Genomic DNA, 17,895 nt, shown 5'->3' on the forward strand with positions numbered 1-17,895 from the left:
AATCGATGAGTATGGGAAGACATGGCACTACTGAGTGAGTACGAACAACGGCAGGTCGCCGAGGCGATCGCCCGGGTCGAACAGCAGACCGATGCCGAGCTGGTCACCGTGCTGGCCGCCCGCGCCGACGACTACGCCTATATCCCGTTGCTCTGGGCCAGCCTGCTGGCGCTGATCGTGCCGGGCGTGGTGCATTACGCCACCGGCTGGATGAGCATGCACCTGTTGCTGCTGGTGCAATGGGTGACCTTTATCGTGCTCTGCCTGGTGTTTCGCATCCCGCGGATCACCACTCGCCTGATTCCGCACTCGGTACGCCACTGGCGCGCCTCGAACCTGGCCCGCCGCCAGTTTCTCGAACAGAACCTGCACCACACCGTCGGCAGCACCGGGATGCTGATCTTCGTCTGCGAAGCCGAGCGCTATGTGGAGATCCTGGTGGACGAGGGCATTTCCAGGCGTCTCGACGACAAGACCTGGGACGCCATCGTCCAGGCCTTCACCCAGCAGGTGAAGCAGGGGCAGACCCTGCAAGGCTTCATCACCTGCATCGAGGCCTGCGGCGAACTGCTCAAGGTGCATGTGCCGGTGACCCATGTGCGCAACGAACTGCCCAACCGCCTGGTGGTCCTGGCCTGATTTCCCCCGCTCCTGTAGCCGCTGCCGCAGGCTGCGCCAGGTCCGCAGGACCTCCAGCGATTTTGCGGGCGCCACGGCCGTGCCGGCCGATCGCAGCCTTCGGCAGCGGCTACAGGAGGCCCCATCGCCTGGAATTCTGTGCCGCCGGGTAAATAACTCCGTGCCCCGGCGGGCCATCCCCCCTAAAATACCCGCCATTCCCCGATTCACACCCCGCATCGCCCGAGGCACCTTTTACATGTCTGCAACCGCAACCCCCGCCAGCCTCGCGCCGGATCATCACGCCCAGTTTCTCGAACTGCTGGAAACCAGCCTGGCGCAGAACGCCTTTATCAAACTGGTGCTGGCCAAGCATGTGGGGGCCGAGGCGGACTTGCAGCGGCTGATCATCAAGCAACTGACGGTCAAGGAGCAGCCGTGCCTGTCCTTCGTCTACCGCTACAAGACCCGCGACATCACCAAGAATTTCCCCCTGGACGAGGGTGTGGCGCTGATCGCCGGGCTGCTGCCGGCGTCGTTCAAGAACGCGCACCTGCTGTCGCTCACCGATGAGGTGCAGCTCGAATACAGCAAGAAGGGCAAAAGCTCGCTGTTCAAGGGCAAGGCCCAGCAGCAGCGCGAAGTGCCGTCCGCCGAGCACAACCGCGAGAAGAACCGCTACCTGGAGCTGAGCCGGCCCTTCCTCACCGACCTGGGGGTGACCAACAAGCAGCACGAGCTGATCCCGGCGATGTCACGCAAGTGGAAGCAGATCAACAAGTTCATCGAGGTCTTCAGCCATGCGCTGAGCTCGTCGCCGATCGATCTGCAACAGCCGGTGCGGGTGGCGGACTTCGGCTCCGGCAAGGGCTACCTGACCTTCGCCATCCACGACTACCTGTGCAATACCTTGCAGGCGCAAGGGCAGGTGACCGGCGTGGAGCTGCGCGAAGACATGGTGACCCTGTGCAACGCCGCGGCGGCGCGCCTGGACCATCAGGGCCTGGAGTTCAAGTGCGGCGACGTGCGCAGCGTGGCGCCGAGCGAGCTGGACGTGATGATCGCCCTGCATGCCTGCGATATCGCCACCGACTACGCGATCCATACCGGCATTCGTTCCGGCGCGGCGATCATCATGTGCTCGCCGTGCTGCCACAAGCAGATCCGCCCGCAGATGCAGAGCCCGGCGCTGCTCAAGCCGATGCTGCAATACGGCCTGCACCTGGGCCAGCAGGCGGAGATGGTCACCGACAGCCTGCGTGCGCTGTTCCTCGAAGCCTGCGGCTACGAGACCAAGGTCTTCGAGTTCATCTCCCTGGAACACACCAACAAGAACAAGATGATCCTCGCGGTCAAACGCGCCGAGCCCCAGGACCCGACCCAACTGCTGGCGAAGATCGGCGAACTCAAGGCGTTCTACCACATCAGCGAGCACTGCCTGGAAACCCTGCTGCGGGCCGACGGCTACCTGGGCTGAGGGTTGCCTGCTGCCGTAGGAGCGAGGCTTGCCCGCGAAAAACGATGACGCGATGTACGGATACGTTGCAGGCGTAGTACCGGGTTATTACCCGGCCCCGCGGATAGGGACTACCTTGAATACTCCTGTTTTCCCTTGAAGAGGAGTCATCTCCATGGCCGCGAAAAAAATCCTCATGCTGGTCGGCGATTACGTCGAGGACTACGAAGTGATGGTGCCGTTCCAGGCGCTGCTGATGGTCGGCCACACCGTGCATGCGGTGTGCCCGGACAAAAAGGCCGGGCAGACCGTGCGCACCGCGATCCACGACTTCGAAGGCGACCAGACCTACAGCGAAAAACCGGGCCATCAGTTCGCCCTGAATTTTGACTTCGCCAAGGTCGAGGCCGCCGATTACGACGCGCTGCTGATCCCCGGCGGTCGCGCCCCGGAATACCTGCGGTTGAACGAAAAAGTCCTGCAACTGGTGCAAGCCTTCGACCAGGCCAGCAAGCCGATCGCCGCCGTCTGCCACGGCGCCCAGCTGCTGGCCGCGGCGGGCATTCTCGAAGGCCGCGAGTGCAGCGCCTACCCGGCCTGTGCCCCGGAAGTGCGCCTGGCCGGCGGTACCTACATCGATATTCCCGTGACGGACAGCCACGTCCAAGGCAATCTGGCGACGGCCCCGGCCTGGCCGGCGCACCCCAACTGGCTGGCCGGTTTCCTCGGTTTGCTGGGCACCAAAATCACCCTGTAAGCGGATGACTTGCCGGCGCTGCTTTTCTGTCAGGAAGCAGCGCCATCGTCCTACCCCTACAACCGAGGAGCGCCCAGCATGTGCGAGCTCTACGTCAAAGCCGACCCGATCCTCTACGAGTCCCGTTCGCGCTCGCTGCGCATCTGCGGGGTGGTCACCACCCTGCGCCTGGAAAACCAGTTCTGGGACATCCTCAGCGAAATCGCCGAGGTCGATGGCATGACCACCAACCAGCTGATCGCCAAGCTCTACGAAGAGGTGATGGACTACCGCGGCGAAGTGGTGAATTTCGCCTCGTTCCTGCGGGTCAGTTGCACCCGCTACCTGAGCCAGCGCCGCAGCGCCACGCCGGAACTCAGCGTGGTGCGCAGCGCCACCAAATAACCCCGCACCCTGTAGCCGCTGCCGAGCCTGCGAGGCTGCGATCGACTTGGGCGGCACTCCGACGTAGCGGGCGCCAAGCCAGACAACACCCTACCCGTAGGAGCGAAGCTTGCTCGCGATGGACCCGAGAGCGCCACATGGGCCACTGAGCAGGCGGCATCGTTCCAGGCATACCGCGTCGTCAGGTTTTGCGGGGCTGCGCCCCGATCGCAGCCTCGCCAAGGCTCGGCAGCGGCTACAGGTGGCGCAGTTGGTGGGGCGGGTGCTCTCGCGATCACCAGAGCAGCGCCGAAGTGGGATTACTGGTACGACGGCAAGCCGGCCCGGGAAGAGTTGCCGGGCAGTGACGGCTGGCCGCTGATCGATATCGGCGAAACCCGCGATGGCAGTTCCTATCAGCAGTGCATAGGGCATATCGCCGTGTGGAACTCGGTGATGGACGAGCACAACTATCTGGTGCGGCGCTGGGGGATTTCCTTGGCGGGCAGGGGCCGTTGGCAGGGGTAAAGGCTGAGGGCTAGAGCGCCAGGCGCGTCAATTGGCGCAGGTCGGCGATCACCGCCGGGTTGCCCCCTTCGAGCACATCCAGGCGAATCTGCGCGATCAGCGATTTCAGCAACTCGGTCTGGGTCATCCGGGTCGTCTCCAGCAGGCGGGCGAGATCCTCGGCCACATAATGGTTCACTTTCAGCGACAGGCGCTTCATCGAACGGGCGGCAGGCAACTGGCGGGCCTCGACCTGCTCCGCCAGATACGCGGCGAAGCCGCTATGCACCTGCTCCAGACCAGACACGGCGGGTGCGCTGAAGTAGTAGCTGAAGAACAGTTTGCGCATCTGCACCCCGGCGTCCTGGGCCACGGAGTGCATCGCGGCATCCAGGACGTCGAGGTAGACCGCAGGCAGCCGCGCCTCGATGGAGGTCAGTTGCTGCTTGCGGGCGTCCTTGATCGCTGGTGTCGACTGGGGCGGGATGGCCACCGTGGTGGCGCAGTGGTCGCAGACTCCCACCAGGATCTCCCGGGCCTGGCCATGCCCATCGCTGAAAGGGACGTCGCGACGGATGTAGGTGATGCCGACGACCTGTTGGCAATGCTCACAGAGCGCCTTGCCTTGGTCGCCCTGCAGAAAAAGTTTCATGGGGTGCCCTCATCGGTGAACGCTGATGAACCATGCATCGGGTTCGATAAAGTAGAATTTGATGTACCAGCCTGCCTTTTTCAGCACATGGACCGCGATGCCCGGGACGCTGTGATGTGCGCTGCAACTGTGGTCCGTGCCCTTGCAGGCGCTGATGACCTCGATCAATTGCCGGGCCGAGACCTCGCCTGTGGCCAGCAGGTTCTTGATCTCGATCGAGCCACGAGCCGCATGCAGATAGTTTTCCGTTTGCAGCGCGCTGATCAGGTCTCTCCGGACCTGCCTGAAGCCTCTGTCCATGATGCTTTCTCGTTTGTACGATACTCGTCGTACGAATTCAACAGGAAATCGACTGAAAGCGCCCGAAGGCATCCCTGTGGTTTTCAGGGGGAGATCGATCTTAGCCCGGCAGGAGCGGGCAGGAGGGCTTGGCTAAAGGCTTGCAACACATCCTTGGCGGCCAGCGGCAGGTGTGGGCGATCTGCATGCTGCGGTGCATCGAGTACACCGCAGCCGGATGCGGTCAGAAGAACCGGGTCACGCTGATCTTGGCGTTACGCCCAAGGCTGGAGGCATTTTCGCCGCTCAGGGGCGGGCGGTAATCGCGGTTGAACATGTTGTCCAGGGTGAAGTTGACTTCCGTGCCCTTGAGGTACGGCTGCTGCGGTTTCCAGTTGGCGAACAGGCCCTGCACGTTGTAGCGGTCGTTCTCGTACTGGTCCCAGTAGGAGTCGCCCAAGGCGCTGGCCGGGCCGCTCGGGTAGACGTCGCTCGGCACGCGGTCGGTCTGGCGTACCCACTGGCCCTGCCAACCCACCTGCGCATCCCACTGCGGGATTTTCACCCCCAGGGTGGCGACCCACTTGCGTGGCGGAATGTCCCGCGCCCAGACATTCGGCCCCCAGGGATTGGTGTAGGCGCCTTCATGCTTGCCGGTGATCCAGGAGTAGGACAGCGAGCCGAACAGGTAGGTCGAATCGTAGAAGCTCTCGACCTCGAAGCCCTTGATGGTCAGGTCGCCGATATTGCGGTAGACCCCGATGGTCGGCTGGTTGCACACCTGGCCGATGTTCTTGCCGCTGCTCAGTTGCTCGGGGCAGCCGATCCCCAGGTTCTTCATGATTTCGTCCTTGATCTCATTGCGGAACACGGTGGTGCGGATTTGCACGCTATCGGCATCGCTGAACACATTGGCGAAGCTGGTGATATTACCGGCGCGCAACGCGGTGATGCGCTCCGGGTCGAGGTCGCGGCTGGTGGCCGAGCGGGTGGTGCCCGGCGCCTGGACTTCGTATTGCTCGTCGATCACTGGCGCGCGCCAGGTCTTGCTGTAGTCGGCGAACAGGGCGAATTGCGGGGTGACCGTCCAGAACGCCGACAGCCGTGGCGACCAGCCGGTGTAGGTCTTGTCGCCATAATCGTGGCCGACCACCGGGTTGGGGCTGTTATAAACCGGCGCGTCGTTTTTCTGCCCACGGTTGCGCACATGGTCGTAGCGCAGGGACGGGGTCAGGGTGAAGTCGCCCAGGGTGATCGCGTCCTGGATATAGAAGGCGTTGTTGTCGACCTTGCCATGGGGCATGAAGCCCGGCTGGTAATGCCCGTTGTTGTACTTGGGCACCTCATAGGTCTTGCCCGGCATCCACATGTCCACCTCGCGGGTGTGCTTGCGGATCTGGATGCCATGGGTCAGGGCATGTTCCAGCGGGCCGGTGTTGAAGCGGCTGGTGTTTTTCAGCGAGAGGATCCTGTCCTCGTAACCCACGGTGATCTTGCGTCCACCGGAGGCGGGCTGGGTGTAGGCGTTCGGGCCGCGCTCGTCGGTCTGGTCGGTCTTGGAATCGGAGTACTTGGCCTCGAAGTCGATCCACGGGTTGTCCAGCGGCGTGTACTGGTACTTGGCCTGCCAGGTGGTGTCGACGGTATTGCGCTGGGCCAGGAAGCGCCGTGTGGCGCCGTCGTAGCCGTACTTGTCGATATCGCTCTGGGTCGGTGGCGTCGGGTAGCTCTTGGCCGAGAAGGGCGCCCAGATATCGCTGTTGGAACGCATGTAGCTCAAGCCCAGGCGATGTTCGTCGGTCAGTTGCATGTTCAGCTTGAACAGCTCGCCGTCCAGGTCCTGGGCGGTGTTGGGCAGGCGCTTGGGGTTGATCGGGTAGGCGTTGCGCGGGTCCGGCTGGGCGCTGGCCAGCTTCATGTCGTCGCCGTCGCGTTTGGTCCAGTAGGCCAGGGCATCGAAACGCCGGTCCTCGGTGCGTCCGTACACCGCGCCGGTGTAGGCCTGCTCATGGCTGTTGCTGCTGTAGCCGTACTTGAGCATGGCGCCGCTGTCGCGGCCTTCCAACAGCAGGTCGGGGGCGTCCTTGGTCTCCATGTGCACGGTGCCGCCGAAACCGCCGTTGCCGGTCTCGGGCGAGTGCGGGCCCTTTTCCACTTCGATGCGTTTGATCAGTTCCGGCTCGATGAAGATCGAGCCCTGCTGGTAGCGTTCGAAGCCGCTCTTGGTCGCGCCGTCGACGCTCATCGGCACGTCTTCGGCATCGCCCAGGCCCCAGATGTTGATGGTCTGGCCGCCGGGTTTGAGCGAGCCGCCGAGGCTGACGCCGGGCAGGGTGGCGATCAGGCTGGGAATGTTGGTGGCCTGGTGGCGATCGATCTCGGCCTGGTTCAGGGTCGAGCGGCCGACCGTGGCGGAGTCCACTTCCAGGCCGCTGCCGATGACGCTCATGGCCCCCAGCTGCAGCGCCGAACTGCGGGTGCTGCTGTTTTCCGCGGGGCGCACCACGTAGGTCTTGTCGACCTTGACCAGGCTGAACTCGCTGCCGCCCAGCAATTGCTGGATCGCCGCCTCGGGGCTGAAATCGCCCTTCAGCGCCGGGGCCTTCACGTTGCGCAGCAACTCTTCGTCGAACAGCAACTGGATCTTCGCCTGCTGCGCCACCTGGCTCAGCGAGGCCGCCAGCGGTTGGGCGGGCAGGGCAAAGTTGAACGATTCGACTTGAACCTGGGCCTGGGCCTGCAGGCTGAACGCCAGGCAGGTGGCGAGCAGGGTCGGACGCGAACAGATGAGCTGCAAGTGATAAGGCGCGCGAAACATGAAATCCCCCGGAGCGGCGACAAAGGCCAGAAAAGGTGTGCGTAAACAACGCAGACCGGAGGAAGACGCGTCAGCAAAATAAAACCTCATATGCGAATGCAAAATATTCGCATATGGGTTTCAGCGCCGGGCTTCGATACGCACGCGGCCGTCGGCCAGGGCCACGGTTTTCACCGGGATCAGCGCCGGCAGGGCCTTGATCAGGGCGTCTGGGTCCTGCACATCGAGGTTGCCCGAGACCTTGAAGTTGCCCAGCGCGCCATCGGCCAGCAACACCGGCTGGCGGCGATAGAGGTTCAGCTCGTCCACCAGGCTGGCCAGGTCGCGATTGCGAAAGGCCAGGTGGCCGCCGCGCCAGTCGGCGACCTCAGCGACGTTCACCGCCTGTTCCCGCAGGGTGCCGCTGGCGTAGTCATAGATGCCGCGCTGGCGGGCGCCGAGCAGCAGTGAATCGGGCTTCTGCGCATCGGGAACGAATGCCACCTGGCCATGGGCGACGCTGACCACCAGTTGTTTCTCACCGCGGCGCACATCGAAGCCGGTGCCGACCACCCGCACCCGGGCGTTGCCTGCATGCACCCACAGCGGCCGCTCCTTGTCGGCGGCCACTTCCAGGTACAGCTGGCCCTGGTCCAGATAGAGGTTGCGCTGCTGCGCGGTGAAGTCGATGCGCAGGCGGGTGTTGGCGTTGACGTACAGGGTGCTGCCATCGGGCAGGTTGAAACTGCGCATGCCCGTGCTCTGCGCGGCGATCTGTTGCGAATGGATCGCCGGCGGGGCGCCCAGCTCGATGGTCAGCAGCGCGCAGACCAATGCGGCGGCGACCGCCAGGGCCGGGCGCCAGCGCGGCTTTTTGCGCACCGGCAGCGGCGTCGGTCGGTTCAGTGGTTCGAGTTCGGCCAGGTCGGCCCACAAGCGCTCGAACTCGGCGTAGGCCCGGGCATGGGCCGGTTCGCTGGACCAGGTCTTGAACGCGTCGCGGGTGGCCTGGCTGCGATCGTCGCGATTGCGGGTGAACCAGACGGCCGCCTGGGCATCGATGCTGTCGATCGGGTGCTCGTGCTCATGTTGAGGGTCGCGGGGGCGGGTCATTGGGCTTGCTCCTTGCCGTGTTCCTGTTCCAGGCGCTGCTTGCAGTGCAGCAGGGCAAAGGCGATGTGTTTTTCCACCATGCTCAGGGAGATGCCCATGCGTTCGGCGATCTGCGCCTGGCTCAGGCCTTCGAAGCGGTGCAGCATAAGGGCTTCGCGGCGGCGCGGCGAGAGTTCGGCGAGCACGCTCTTCAAGCGCTCCAGGCGTTGCAGGCGCTGGGCCGCGGGCAGAGGCTCGTGGTGTTCGTCGGCCAGCGGCTCGGGTTCTGCTGCATGCGGTTCGTGGTGCACCTTGTGCCTGACCTTCTGCCGGCGCCAGTGGTCGCGCAGCAGGTTGCGCGCCATCTGGAACAGAAAGGCGCGGGGTTGTTCGACCTTGGCCCGGTCGCGGTAATCGAGCCATTGGGTGAAGACGTCCTGGGTCATGTCCGCCGCATCGCAGGCGTTGTCCGTGCGTTTACGCAGGTAATGCAGGATGTCCGCATAGAACCCGCGGACGGGGTCCGCCGAGGTGGGGTCGGGCTTGAAGCGAGACATGAAAATCCTTCGCAAGTACTGCCGGGCAGAAAGGTTGCGAATGATATCGAGAATTATTACTATTTGTCTGCATGAGTTTCGCGTCATGAACCGGATGCGATTTTTCCTGTCTGATGCTGCGTGCCTCAGCAACACACCCCAAACGCTGGTAAACCGGCAAAGACAGGCTTTAATCCGAAGTGCATTCGCATCTTTGGACACTCAGGAGCAGGACCATGGCTGGATGGTATGAATTGAGCAAAAGCAGTGACGGGCAGTTCCGCTTCGTTCTCAAGGCTGGCAACGCTGAAACCATTTTGACGAGTGAGTTGTATTCCTCCCGCAGCGCCGCCGAAAACGGCATCGCTTCGGTGCAGACCAACAGTCCCAACGAGGCCCGCTACGCCAAGGAAGTCTCCAAGGACGGCAAACCTTATTTCAACCTCAAGGCCGCGAACCACCAGATCATCGGCAATAGCCAGCGCTATTCGTCCGAGGCGGCGCGCGATGCGGGCATTGCCAGCGTGCAGACCAACGGTCCGAGCACGACCATCAAAGACAAGACCGCCTGACGTTTTGCCCTGAAACAAAAAAGCCCGACAGGACAACCTGCCGGGCTTTTTGTTGGGCGCTGTCCCGTGCTGTAGGAGCGAGCTTGCTCGCGATAAGAACTCGAGGATCAGGCGGTGCAGCTACCGGCCTCATCGCGAGCAAGCTCGCTCCTACAGGGGGGAGGCAGGGCGTTTAGCGCACTGCGTTCAACATGGCCTGCAACTGATTGCGCCCGGCTTCATTCAGCGGGAACACCGGCAGGCGCGGGTCGCCGACCTGCAGTCCGGTCATGTTCAGCCCGGCCTTGATGGTGGTCGGCAGGCCGCCCTTGAGGATGAAGTCGAGCACCGGCAACTGGCGGTAGAACAGTTCGCGCGCGCGCTCCAGGTCGTTGTCCAGCACCGCCTGGTACAGGTCCAGGTTGAGCTGCGGGATCAGGTTCGCCGCGGCGGTGCACCAGCCCTTGGCGCCGGCGGCGAAGGCTTCCAGGGCCAGCGGGTTGCAACCGTTGTAGAACGGCACCTGGCCTTCGCCCAGCAGTTGCAGCTTGTGCATGCGCTGGATGTCGCCGGTGCTCTCCTTGACCATGGTCACGTTTTCCACCGTATGGAAGATCCGCAGGATCAGTTCCACCGACATGTCGGTGCCGCTGGTGGCCGGGTTGTTGTAGAGCATGATCGGCACGCCGACGCTGTCGCCGATGGCCTGGTAGTGGGCGAGGATCTCGGCTTCGCTGAGCTTCCAGTAGGACGTCGGCAGGACCATCACCGCATCGGCGCCCTTGGCCTCGGCAAAGCGCGCGCGGCGCACTGCCTTGGCGGTGGTCAGGTCGGAAACGCTGACGATGGTCGGCACGCGCCTGGCGATGTGGCGGATGCTGAACTCGGCGACCTGGTCCCATTCGGCGTCGCTCAGGTAAGCGCCTTCGCCGGTGCTGCCCAGGGGCGCGATGGCCTGCACGCCGCTGTCGATCAGGCGATCGATGGAACGGCCGAGGGGGTCCAGGTCCAGTTGCTCACCGTTGGCGGTGAACGGGGTGATGGTGTAGCCGATGATGCCGTGAATGTTGGCGTTCGACATGGCGACGCTCCTTTAGCGAATGAGGTGGGTTCAGTTCAGGCAATCGGCGTGTTGCTTGAGGTTCTGCCGAGCGTAGTAGTTGAAGGCGGCGGCGTGACGCTTGGGCTTGGAGATCCAGTCATGGGCCTCGCGGCCGAGCTCCGGCAGGATCGGCTTGATGGTGCCGGCGGCCATGGCCAGCAATTGCAGCTTGGCGGCGCGCTCGATCAACTGGGCGATCACGCAGGCTTCCTCGATGCTGGCGCCGGTGGACAGTTGGCCGTGGTGCGAGAGCAGGATGGCGCGCTTGTCGCCCAGGGCCGCGGAGATGATCTCGCCTTCTTCGTTACCCACCGGCACGCCCGGCCAGGCCTTGAGAAAGGCGCAGTCGTCATACAGCGGGCACAGGTCCATGTGGGAGATTTCCAGCGGCACTTCGATCATCGACAACGCGGCGACGTGGGTCGGGTGAGTGTGGATGATGCAGTTCACATCGGGGCGGGCGCGGTACACCCAGCTGTGGAAACGGTTGGCCGGATTGGGCATGCCGTGGCCTTCGAGCACCTCCAGGTCTTCGTTGACCAGCAGCAGGTTGCCCGCGGTGATCTCGTCGAAACCCAGACCCAGTTGCTGGGTGTAGTAAGTGCCCGGCTGCGGGCCACGGGCGGTGATCTGCCCGGCCAGGCCGGAGTCATGCCCGTTCTCGAACAGGATGCGGCAGGTCAGGGCCAGCTTTTGCCGGTCGGTCCACGTATTATCCGCCAGGGTGTTTTGCATCTGGGTCAGGGCTTGCCTGACCAGTTGCTCTTTGGGTAGTGCTAATGTCTTGGCCATATCGGTGTCCTTTGGTCGTTGCAATGGACGTCGGATTTGCCAGCCCCCGCTGCTCGCAAGGTCGTTGGGTGAAAGCAAATGACACTAAAGAGGCTATATGACACTTTGTGTCATTGGCAAGGACAAATCGTCGCCTCCTTGATGGGTTAACCGTTCTACATGTCTATCCGTTTGAAATTATTGAGAAAAAAACTTGGCGTGACGCTGGAGGCCCTGGCCGAGAAATCCGGCATGACCAAGAGCTACCTGTCGAAAGTCGAGCGCGGCCTGAACACACCCTCGATCGCCGCGGCGTTGAAACTGGCCAAGGCGTTGAACGTGAACGTCGAGGAGTTGTTCGCCGAAGACAAGGTCAGCCTGGACAGCTACAGCCTGGTGCGCAGCGACGAACGCCAGTCGCTGGCGGCCAACGACCAGGCGCCGGGTTACGCGGTGCTGGCGCATCAGGTCAGCGAGCGCAGCCTGTTGCCGTTCATCATCTACCCGCCCAGGGAATTCACCGACAAGAGCTTCAAGGAACACCTGGGGGAGGAGTTTCTGTTTGTCCACGAAGGGCAGGTGGAAGTGGATTTCATGAACGAGCGGGTGATCCTCAACCGGGGCGACGCGCTGCACTTCAACGCGCAGAAACCCCACCGCCTGCGCTCGGTGGGTGAGGTGCAGGCGCAGTTGCTGGTGGTGGTGCACAGCGGCGAGGAGTGATGTGCTTGTAGCCGCTGCCGCAGGCTGCGATCGACCCCGAAGGGGGCGCAAGGCCTTGAGATCGCTGAAGGCCTTCGGCCTTATCGCAGCCTGCGGCAGCGGCTACAGGTCAGAGTAGACATCACGGCCGCAGGCCGATCTTTCAGCGTTCGACCGGCACCGACAGCGCAGGATCGCCCAGCGCATGGCTCTTCGAATCGAAGAAGCGCAGCGTCACTTCCATCCCCGCGAACAGCTTGGCGTAGCGCCGCTTCTGGTTCTGGATGAAGGCCTTGCTGCGCGGCTGGATCGAGATCGCCAGGGTCCGCACTTTGGACTGGCGGATGGCGCTCACCAGGTGGCTGTCCTGGGAGCCGAGGTCGTGGCCGAAGATGCACAGCGCGTCGCTGTGATTCAGCAATTGCTGGTAGCAGAACGACAGGTAGTCGCTGCCGCGAATGGTCTTGAGCTTGTCCGCCACCGGGCCCTCGCTGACGAACAGCGGCACATCGTCGAGGGTCTTGAGGGTGTTGTTGATGGCGAAGTTGCCCAACAGCGTGCCTTCGGTGGAACCCAGCTTGCGCGCGGTGCCGTCCTGGTTGCGCACCAGGTGCAGGCCGCCGTGCAGGTACAGCACGCGGGTCCGTTCACTGGCGGTCTGGCTGATGTCGAAGCTCGGGTCGGCGCCCTGGAACAGGTCGTCGATGCCCTGGGCATCGTGCTGGATCGCCCAGTAGTTGAGCAGGTCGTAGTTGCTGGTGAACACCGTGCGGTAGCGGCGCAGTTCCTGGTTGATCTGCGACAGCGTCGCCGGCTGTATCAGGCGCCACGGAATGTGCACCGCGTGCACGGTATTGATCAGCGCTTCCTTGATTGCGTAGTAGCGATTACGCGGCGCCGCGGAGCTGACGGCCAGGGCCTTGTTGACCCGGCTGGTGGTCTTCAGCGCGCCCAGCACCTGTTCGAAACTGCGGGTCTGCAGGGCTTCGAACACGCTCAGCTCGGAGGGGCTCAGGGGCTTTTCTTCGACGGTGCGGGCGTTCTCGAACAGCGAATCGTAGGCGAAGTCTTCCCACACCGCGCGGCTGGCGCCGTTGCCGATCAGCAGGCCGGTGATCGGCGTGCTGGCGCACAAGGCGTTCCAGTCTTCAAGGTCGGCATCAAATTCCTGGAAATCCATCATCGCGGTTCGTCGTCTCAAGGCAGAAGGTGTACAGGGCGCCGACTTTATCACGACCGACCCTTGAGCCAGATCAACAACGCGCGTGACCGATGGGTCGATCCTGTGCGCATTTGCCGGATCGGCACGGCTGATCCAATCCCAGCCTGGAGGACGCGCCATGAGCAGCACTTTTTTCATTCCCGCCGTGAACATCATGGGTATCGACTGTCTCGACGAGGCCATGGTCGCGATTCGCAACTACGGTTTTCGCAAGGCGCTGATTGTCACCGACGCCGGCCTGGCCAAGGCCGGGGTGGCCGGGATGATTGCCGAGAAGCTGGCGATGCAGGACATCGATTCGGTGATCTTCGACGGCGCCAAGCCCAACCCGAGCATCGGCAACGTCGAGAAGGGCCTGGCGCAGTTGCAGCAGAGCGGCTGCGACTTCGTGGTTTCCCTTGGCGGCGGTTCGCCCCATGACTGCGCCAAGGGCATCGCCCTGTGCGCCACCAATGGTGGGCATATCAGCGACTACGAGGGCGTCGACCGTTCGGCCAAGCCGCAACTGCCGCTGATCGCGATCAACACCACCGCCGGCACCGCCAGCGAAATGACCCGTTTCTGCATCATCATCGACGAGCAGCGCCACGTGAAAATGGCCATCGTCGACCGTAATGTCACGCCGCTGCTGTCGGTCAACGACCCGGCGCTGATGGTCGCCATGCCCAAGGGCCTGACCGCCGCCACTGGCATGGACGCGCTGACCCACGCGATCGAAGCCTATGTGTCCACCGCGGCCAACCCGATCACCGATGCCTGCGCGCTGAAAGCCATGACCATGATCAGCCAGAACCTGCGCCAGGCGGTGCACGACGGCAGTGACCTGGTCGCCCGGGAAAACATGGCCTACGCCCAGTTCCTCGCCGGCATGGCCTTCAACAATGCGTCGCTGGGTTTCGTGCATGCCATGGCACACCAGCTGGGCGGTTTCTACGACTTGCCCCACGGCGTGTGCAACGCCGTGCTGCTGCCCCATGTGCAGAGCTTCAACGCCATGGTCTGCGCCGGACGCCTGACCGACGTGGCCCACGCCATGGGCGCGGACATTCGTGGCTTCAGCCCGGAGGAGGGCGCGCAGGCGGCCATCAGCGCCATTCGCAGCCTGGCCCGGGATGTCGAGATCCCCAGCGGCTTGCGTGACCTGGGCGCCAAGCTGACGGACATTCCGGTCCTGGCTGCCAACGCCCTGAAAGACGCCTGCGGCCTGACCAACCCCCGCAGCGCCGACCAGCGCCAGATCGAAGAGATCTTCCGCAGCGCGTTCTGATACCTACAGATGTTCTATCGCGCGCTCGGGCCCTTGCTGTCCTGGGCGCGCCGCCGCTGGCCCCAATGCACAAGCTATTAGCGGTCGTCTTGCCAACCGGCAGGCGGCAAGCGCCGGGTATGGAAAATCCGCAGCATCTGCAGGCGTCCCTGACGTACGCGGTAGGGGATCAGGTAAGGGCGATTGGGGACCAGGCGAAGTCGCCTGCCTTTGCTTCAGTCAGGGCTTTCTGGATCTCGTCGATTTGCCAGGCTTCGCGGGCCAGATATTCTCTCAGAGCATCCACAGCGAGGAATGACTTGCTGCGGCCTGTCGCCTTGGCCAAGTGAGCCAGGGAATTGGCAACATCATCGGGCAGGCGCAAGGACATGACGGACAGGGTGATCTCGATGTAGTGGTTTGTGATGCAGCACACTAGATCGCCACCCGTGGCTCGCCGTCAGAGCCATTCGTCCAGTGCGAGCGCTGCTTTGATTCAAGACGATTCAGGACCTTCCTCTTACAAGGACTTTGCATGCTGACCGGCCTCAACCACCTGACCCTCGCCGTGACCGACCTGAACCGTAGCCTGGGGTTTTACCGCGACTTGCTGGGCCTGCACCTGGACGCCAGTTGGGACAGCGGCGCCTATCTGTCGCTGCCGGGCCTGTGGTTGTGCCTGTCGCTGGACCCGTCGCGCCGCTCGGCCGAAGTGCCGGACTACACCCACTATGCCTTCGGCATCGAGGCCGGGCATTTCCTGGCGTTCGTCCAGCGCCTGCGGGCTGCTGGCGTACGGGAGTGGCGCGACAACCGCAGCGAAGGCGCCTCGTTCTATTTCCTCGACCCCGACGGCCACCAGCTGGAAGCCCATGTCGGCGATCTGGCCTCGCGTTTGCGCGCCTGTCGGCAGCAGCCCTATGCCGGGATGACGATCTTTACCGACGAATGACCGCTCGCCGCCGCTTCAAGACGGCTGGCTGTCGTTATGGCGACCATTGTGGGGTGGTGCGGGGGCGCGCAAGCCGGCAGAATCCTGCGATCAAAACCGCGCCACCTTCGGCGCTTCGGAGTGTGGCATGACTTCTTCGCTGTTACTGGCCGTTCTCGCCTCGGGCTTTATCTACGGCATTACTCCCGGGCCGGGCGTGCTGGCGGTCTTCGGTATCGGCGCGGCGCGCGGGCGGCGGGCCGGGGCCGGCTTTCTCTGCGGGCATCTGCTGGGCGACGTGATCTGGTGCAGCACCGCGCTGATCGCCATCGTCGGCGCGAAGGAGATCGGCAGCAGCGCCTTCGATGTGCTCGGCGTGCTCAGCGGCCTTTATCTGTTCTGGCTCGGCCTGCGGGCGATCCGCAGCCAGCGTAGCAACGGGCAGGAACCCCAGGGCCCGGCGCGCCAGCCGTTCTGGCACGGTATCCTGTTCGGCCTGACCAACCCCAAGGCGTACCCGGTGGCCGTGGCGACTTTCACCGCGCTGCTGTCCAGTCGTGCCGAGCTGCTCAACTGGTCGATGCTGCCCTGGCTGATCTTCCTCAGTTTCCTCGGCGGCATCGGCGCATACGCTATTCTGATTGGCATCGTCGGTGCGCGGCGGGTGCGGACCCTGTATCAGCGCCACGAACTGGCGATCACCCGGCTTTGCGGCGTGATGTTCATCGGGTTTGCCATCAACGCCTTGCTGCATGCCGTTCCGGGATTGCTGGCGAACAAGGCATAAAGGCTGTCCGCAAGGTTGCGACAGCCACGGACCAGCAGCGGCCCTGCGCCGCTGCCAGAACCAGGGATTGATACTCGGCGCTTTATCTTCACAGGCAGTGTCGTTCCCTGATGGCAACCAACAACTCCGCGCCCCTGGCCAGTTTCATCGACCTTCTGCTGGACGCCGTCTGTGCGGTGGATGTGGAAGGCCGTTTCGTCTTTGTCAGCGCCGCCTGCGAGCGGATTTTCGGTTATACGCCGGACGAACTGGTCGGCCGGCGCATGATCGAGCTGGTGCACCCCGCGGACCGCCTGCGCACGCTGCAGGCCGCCGAGCGGATCATGGCTGGCGAACCCATGCCCAACTTCGAGAACCGTTACCTGCGCAAGGACGGGCAGGTCGCGCATATCCTCTGGTCGGCGCGCTGGTCCGAGGTCGACCAGCTGCGCATCGCCGTGGCCCGCGACATCACCGAGCGCAAGCAGGCCGAGTCGCGGCAGGCGGCGCTGTATGCGATTTCCGAAGCGGCCCATGCCACCGAGGACCTGCTGGCGTTGTTCCGGCGCGTGCACCGGATCATCGGTGAATGGCTGCCGGCGCTGAATTTCTCCGTCGCGCTGTACGACGAGCAATGCCAGGCGCTGAGCTTTCCCTATCACGTCGACGACCGCGAGCGTTGTCCGGAGCAGCCGGGCACGCTGACCGGCAGCCTGTGCGCCGAGGTGATCCGCAGTGGCCAGCCGTTGCTGCTGACTCCCGGCAATTATGGGCCGCTGTCACCGCTGTCGGATGCCGCCGCCCCGTACTCACCCTGCTGGCTCGGTGTGCCACTCAATTCGCAGAAAGGCACCATCGGCGCGCTGATCGTCAAGAGCGCGCCGGGCGACGAGCGATACACCGAGCAGGACAAGGAGCTGCTGCAATACGTCTGCGCCCAGCTCGCCACCGCCATCGAGCGCAAGCAGCTGCATGCGCGCCTGCAGTACATGGCCCAGTACGACCAGCTGACCCAGTTGCCCAACCGCGAATTGCTCCGCGAGCGCCTGCGCAGTGCCCTGGCCCGTGCTCGTCGCGAGTCCGGGCGCATGGCCTTGCTCTACGTCGACCTGGACCGGTTCAAGCAGGTCAACGACACACTTGGCCACGCCGTCGGCGACATGCTGTTGCAGGCGGTGGCCAACCGGCTCAAGGCCTGCGTGCGCGAGAGCGACACCGTGGCGCGGATCGGTGGCGATGAATTCGTGGTGCTGCTCGGCTGTATCCAGCATGCGGAAGATGCCGGCATCGTCGCCGGAAAGATTCGCCGGGCGCTCGACGAGCCGCTGCGCCTGGATGGCCATCAGTTGAGCATTCTGCCGAGCATCGGCATCGGCCTGTTCCCCGAACACGGCCATGACGAAAAGCAGCTGTTCAAGCACGCCGACGAGGCGATGTACGCGGCCAAGCGCGCCCAGCGGAGCCCGTCCCGGGCCTGAAAGAAACGGCCGATCAGGGCGTTTTTTTGCCAACCGTTCGTCGTGGCCGATGCAACTTTTTCAAACCTT

The 17,895-nt window shown here is 63.6% G+C and carries 20 protein-coding genes; 11 read left to right on the top strand and 9 right to left on the bottom strand.

The window, feature by feature from the left end; translation table 11 throughout:
• Positions 1–21: 21 nt before the first annotated feature.
• The 5 genes from J4E58_RS29580 to J4E58_RS29600 all read left to right on the top strand — a co-directional run bounded on the left by J4E58_RS29580 (position 22) and on the right by J4E58_RS29600 (position 3,722).
• Complete coding sequence (locus tag J4E58_RS29580) at positions 22–639, top strand: TPM domain-containing protein (RefSeq protein ID WP_087089168.1); 618 nt, start codon at positions 22–24, stop codon at positions 637–639.
• 238 nt (positions 640–877) lie between these two features.
• Entirely contained in the window at positions 878–2,095 is a 1,218-nt protein-coding gene (locus tag J4E58_RS29585; protein WP_007927434.1) for an SAM-dependent methyltransferase, read from the top strand.
• 154 nt (positions 2,096–2,249) lie between these two features.
• Entirely contained in the window at positions 2,250–2,831 is a 582-nt protein-coding gene (locus J4E58_RS29590; protein ID WP_087089166.1) for a DJ-1/PfpI family protein, read from the top strand.
• A 78-nt stretch (positions 2,832–2,909) separates the two neighbouring features.
• Positions 2,910–3,215 (top strand): ribbon-helix-helix domain-containing protein, encoded by a 306-nt coding sequence (locus J4E58_RS29595; protein ID WP_009042529.1) that lies wholly within the window; start codon positions 2,910–2,912, stop codon positions 3,213–3,215.
• Between the two features lie 333 nt (positions 3,216–3,548).
• A complete protein-coding gene (locus J4E58_RS29600) occupies positions 3,549–3,722 on the top strand; it encodes a hypothetical protein (RefSeq protein ID WP_370686800.1) in 174 nt (57 codons plus the stop codon).
• Between the two features lie 10 nt (positions 3,723–3,732).
• Here J4E58_RS29600 and J4E58_RS29605 read toward each other — a convergent pair whose 3' ends face one another.
• The 5 genes from J4E58_RS29605 to J4E58_RS29625 all read right to left on the bottom strand — a co-directional run bounded on the left by J4E58_RS29605 (position 3,733) and on the right by J4E58_RS29625 (position 9,078).
• Positions 3,733–4,353, bottom strand: coding sequence for a hypothetical protein (locus tag J4E58_RS29605; protein WP_087089164.1), 621 nt, complete (start codon positions 4,351–4,353; stop codon positions 3,733–3,735).
• Between the two features lie 9 nt (positions 4,354–4,362).
• A complete protein-coding gene (locus tag J4E58_RS29610) occupies positions 4,363–4,653 on the bottom strand; it encodes a hypothetical protein (protein WP_173679813.1) in 291 nt (96 codons plus the stop codon).
• Positions 4,654–4,876: 223 nt separating this feature from the next.
• The gene (locus J4E58_RS29615; protein ID WP_087089160.1) at positions 4,877–7,450 is read right to left on the bottom strand and encodes a TonB-dependent receptor; all 2,574 of its coding nucleotides are present in this window, start codon (positions 7,448–7,450) and stop codon (positions 4,877–4,879) included.
• 120 nt (positions 7,451–7,570) lie between these two features.
• Entirely contained in the window at positions 7,571–8,542 is a 972-nt protein-coding gene (locus J4E58_RS29620) for a FecR domain-containing protein (protein ID WP_087089158.1), read from the bottom strand.
• Entirely contained in the window at positions 8,539–9,078 is a 540-nt protein-coding gene (locus tag J4E58_RS29625; RefSeq protein WP_007922251.1) for an RNA polymerase sigma factor, read from the bottom strand. The genes J4E58_RS29620 and J4E58_RS29625 overlap by 4 nt, the downstream gene beginning before the upstream one ends.
• Positions 9,079–9,293: 215 nt before the next feature.
• Here J4E58_RS29625 and J4E58_RS29630 point away from each other — a divergent pair, with 215 nt between their 5' ends.
• Positions 9,294–9,629 carry a YegP family protein gene (locus J4E58_RS29630; RefSeq protein ID WP_007922249.1) on the top strand — a complete coding sequence of 112 codons (336 nt, stop codon included), beginning with the start codon at positions 9,294–9,296 and terminating at the stop codon, positions 9,627–9,629.
• A 172-nt stretch (positions 9,630–9,801) separates the two neighbouring features.
• Here J4E58_RS29630 and J4E58_RS29635 read toward each other — a convergent pair whose 3' ends face one another.
• A complete protein-coding gene (locus J4E58_RS29635; RefSeq protein WP_087089156.1) occupies positions 9,802–10,689 on the bottom strand; it encodes a dihydrodipicolinate synthase family protein in 888 nt (295 codons plus the stop codon).
• Between the two features lie 30 nt (positions 10,690–10,719).
• Positions 10,720–11,502 carry an aldolase gene (locus J4E58_RS29640; protein ID WP_053259901.1) on the bottom strand — a complete coding sequence of 261 codons (783 nt, stop codon included), beginning with the start codon at positions 11,500–11,502 and terminating at the stop codon, positions 10,720–10,722.
• A gap of 159 nt (positions 11,503–11,661) precedes the next feature.
• Between J4E58_RS29640 and J4E58_RS29645 the strand changes: the two genes are divergently transcribed.
• Positions 11,662–12,204, top strand: coding sequence for a helix-turn-helix domain-containing protein (locus J4E58_RS29645; protein ID WP_007922237.1), 543 nt, complete (start codon positions 11,662–11,664; stop codon positions 12,202–12,204).
• 142 nt (positions 12,205–12,346) lie between these two features.
• Here the strand turns inward: J4E58_RS29645 and J4E58_RS29650 are convergent, their stop codons facing one another.
• Complete coding sequence (locus tag J4E58_RS29650) at positions 12,347–13,366, bottom strand: DUF4917 family protein (protein ID WP_087089154.1); 1,020 nt, start codon at positions 13,364–13,366, stop codon at positions 12,347–12,349.
• 157 nt (positions 13,367–13,523) lie between these two features.
• Between J4E58_RS29650 and yiaY the strand changes: the two genes are divergently transcribed.
• Positions 13,524–14,672: an L-threonine dehydrogenase gene (yiaY, locus tag J4E58_RS29655; RefSeq protein ID WP_087089152.1), complete on the top strand. Its 1,149-nt coding sequence runs from the start codon at positions 13,524–13,526 to the stop codon at positions 14,670–14,672.
• Positions 14,673–14,841: 169 nt separating this feature from the next.
• Here yiaY and J4E58_RS29660 read toward each other — a convergent pair whose 3' ends face one another.
• On the bottom strand, positions 14,842–15,051 hold the full coding sequence (locus J4E58_RS29660) for a CopG family ribbon-helix-helix protein (RefSeq protein ID WP_087089329.1): 210 nt from the start codon (positions 15,049–15,051) through the stop codon (positions 14,842–14,844).
• Between the two features lie 135 nt (positions 15,052–15,186).
• Here J4E58_RS29660 and fos point away from each other — a divergent pair, with 135 nt between their 5' ends.
• The 3 genes from fos (at position 15,187) to J4E58_RS29675 (ending at position 17,826) form a co-directional block, all read left to right on the top strand.
• A complete protein-coding gene (gene fos / locus J4E58_RS29665) occupies positions 15,187–15,603 on the top strand; it encodes a fosfomycin resistance glutathione transferase (protein WP_087089150.1) in 417 nt (138 codons plus the stop codon).
• A gap of 127 nt (positions 15,604–15,730) precedes the next feature.
• Positions 15,731–16,369, top strand: a complete 639-nt coding sequence (locus tag J4E58_RS29670; protein WP_007922230.1) for a LysE family translocator — start codon at positions 15,731–15,733, stop codon at positions 16,367–16,369.
• Between the two features lie 110 nt (positions 16,370–16,479).
• The gene (locus tag J4E58_RS29675; protein WP_087089148.1) at positions 16,480–17,826 is read left to right on the top strand and encodes a sensor domain-containing diguanylate cyclase; all 1,347 of its coding nucleotides are present in this window, start codon (positions 16,480–16,482) and stop codon (positions 17,824–17,826) included.
• Positions 17,827–17,895: the final 69 nt, after the last annotated feature.

Origin of the sequence: Pseudomonas sp. FW305-25 (assembly GCF_017351415.1) — a bacterium.
Lineage (GTDB): Bacteria > Pseudomonadota > Gammaproteobacteria > Pseudomonadales > Pseudomonadaceae > Aquipseudomonas > Aquipseudomonas chlororaphis.

Coding starts and splice junctions, on each gene's coding strand:
- J4E58_RS29580 (WP_087089168.1), top strand. CDS start 22: ATGGCACTACTGAGTGAGTACGAACAACGGCAGGTCGCCGAGGCGATC.
- J4E58_RS29585 (WP_007927434.1), top strand. CDS start 878: ATGTCTGCAACCGCAACCCCCGCCAGCCTCGCGCCGGATCATCACGCC.
- J4E58_RS29590 (WP_087089166.1), top strand. CDS start 2,250: ATGGCCGCGAAAAAAATCCTCATGCTGGTCGGCGATTACGTCGAGGAC.
- J4E58_RS29595 (WP_009042529.1), top strand. CDS start 2,910: ATGTGCGAGCTCTACGTCAAAGCCGACCCGATCCTCTACGAGTCCCGT.
- J4E58_RS29605 (WP_087089164.1), bottom strand. CDS start 4,353: ATGAAACTTTTTCTGCAGGGCGACCAAGGCAAGGCGCTCTGTGAGCAT.
- J4E58_RS29610 (WP_173679813.1), bottom strand. CDS start 4,653: ATGGACAGAGGCTTCAGGCAGGTCCGGAGAGACCTGATCAGCGCGCTG.
- J4E58_RS29615 (WP_087089160.1), bottom strand. CDS start 7,450: ATGTTTCGCGCGCCTTATCACTTGCAGCTCATCTGTTCGCGTCCGACC.
- J4E58_RS29620 (WP_087089158.1), bottom strand. CDS start 8,542: ATGACCCGCCCCCGCGACCCTCAACATGAGCACGAGCACCCGATCGAC.
- J4E58_RS29625 (WP_007922251.1), bottom strand. CDS start 9,078: ATGTCTCGCTTCAAGCCCGACCCCACCTCGGCGGACCCCGTCCGCGGG.
- J4E58_RS29630 (WP_007922249.1), top strand. CDS start 9,294: ATGGCTGGATGGTATGAATTGAGCAAAAGCAGTGACGGGCAGTTCCGC.
- J4E58_RS29635 (WP_087089156.1), bottom strand. CDS start 10,689: ATGTCGAACGCCAACATTCACGGCATCATCGGCTACACCATCACCCCG.
- J4E58_RS29640 (WP_053259901.1), bottom strand. CDS start 11,502: ATGGCCAAGACATTAGCACTACCCAAAGAGCAACTGGTCAGGCAAGCC.
- J4E58_RS29645 (WP_007922237.1), top strand. CDS start 11,662: ATGTCTATCCGTTTGAAATTATTGAGAAAAAAACTTGGCGTGACGCTG.
- J4E58_RS29650 (WP_087089154.1), bottom strand. CDS start 13,366: ATGATGGATTTCCAGGAATTTGATGCCGACCTTGAAGACTGGAACGCC.
- yiaY (WP_087089152.1), top strand. CDS start 13,524: ATGAGCAGCACTTTTTTCATTCCCGCCGTGAACATCATGGGTATCGAC.
- fos (WP_087089150.1), top strand. CDS start 15,187: ATGCTGACCGGCCTCAACCACCTGACCCTCGCCGTGACCGACCTGAAC.
- J4E58_RS29670 (WP_007922230.1), top strand. CDS start 15,731: ATGACTTCTTCGCTGTTACTGGCCGTTCTCGCCTCGGGCTTTATCTAC.
- J4E58_RS29675 (WP_087089148.1), top strand. CDS start 16,480: ATGGCAACCAACAACTCCGCGCCCCTGGCCAGTTTCATCGACCTTCTG.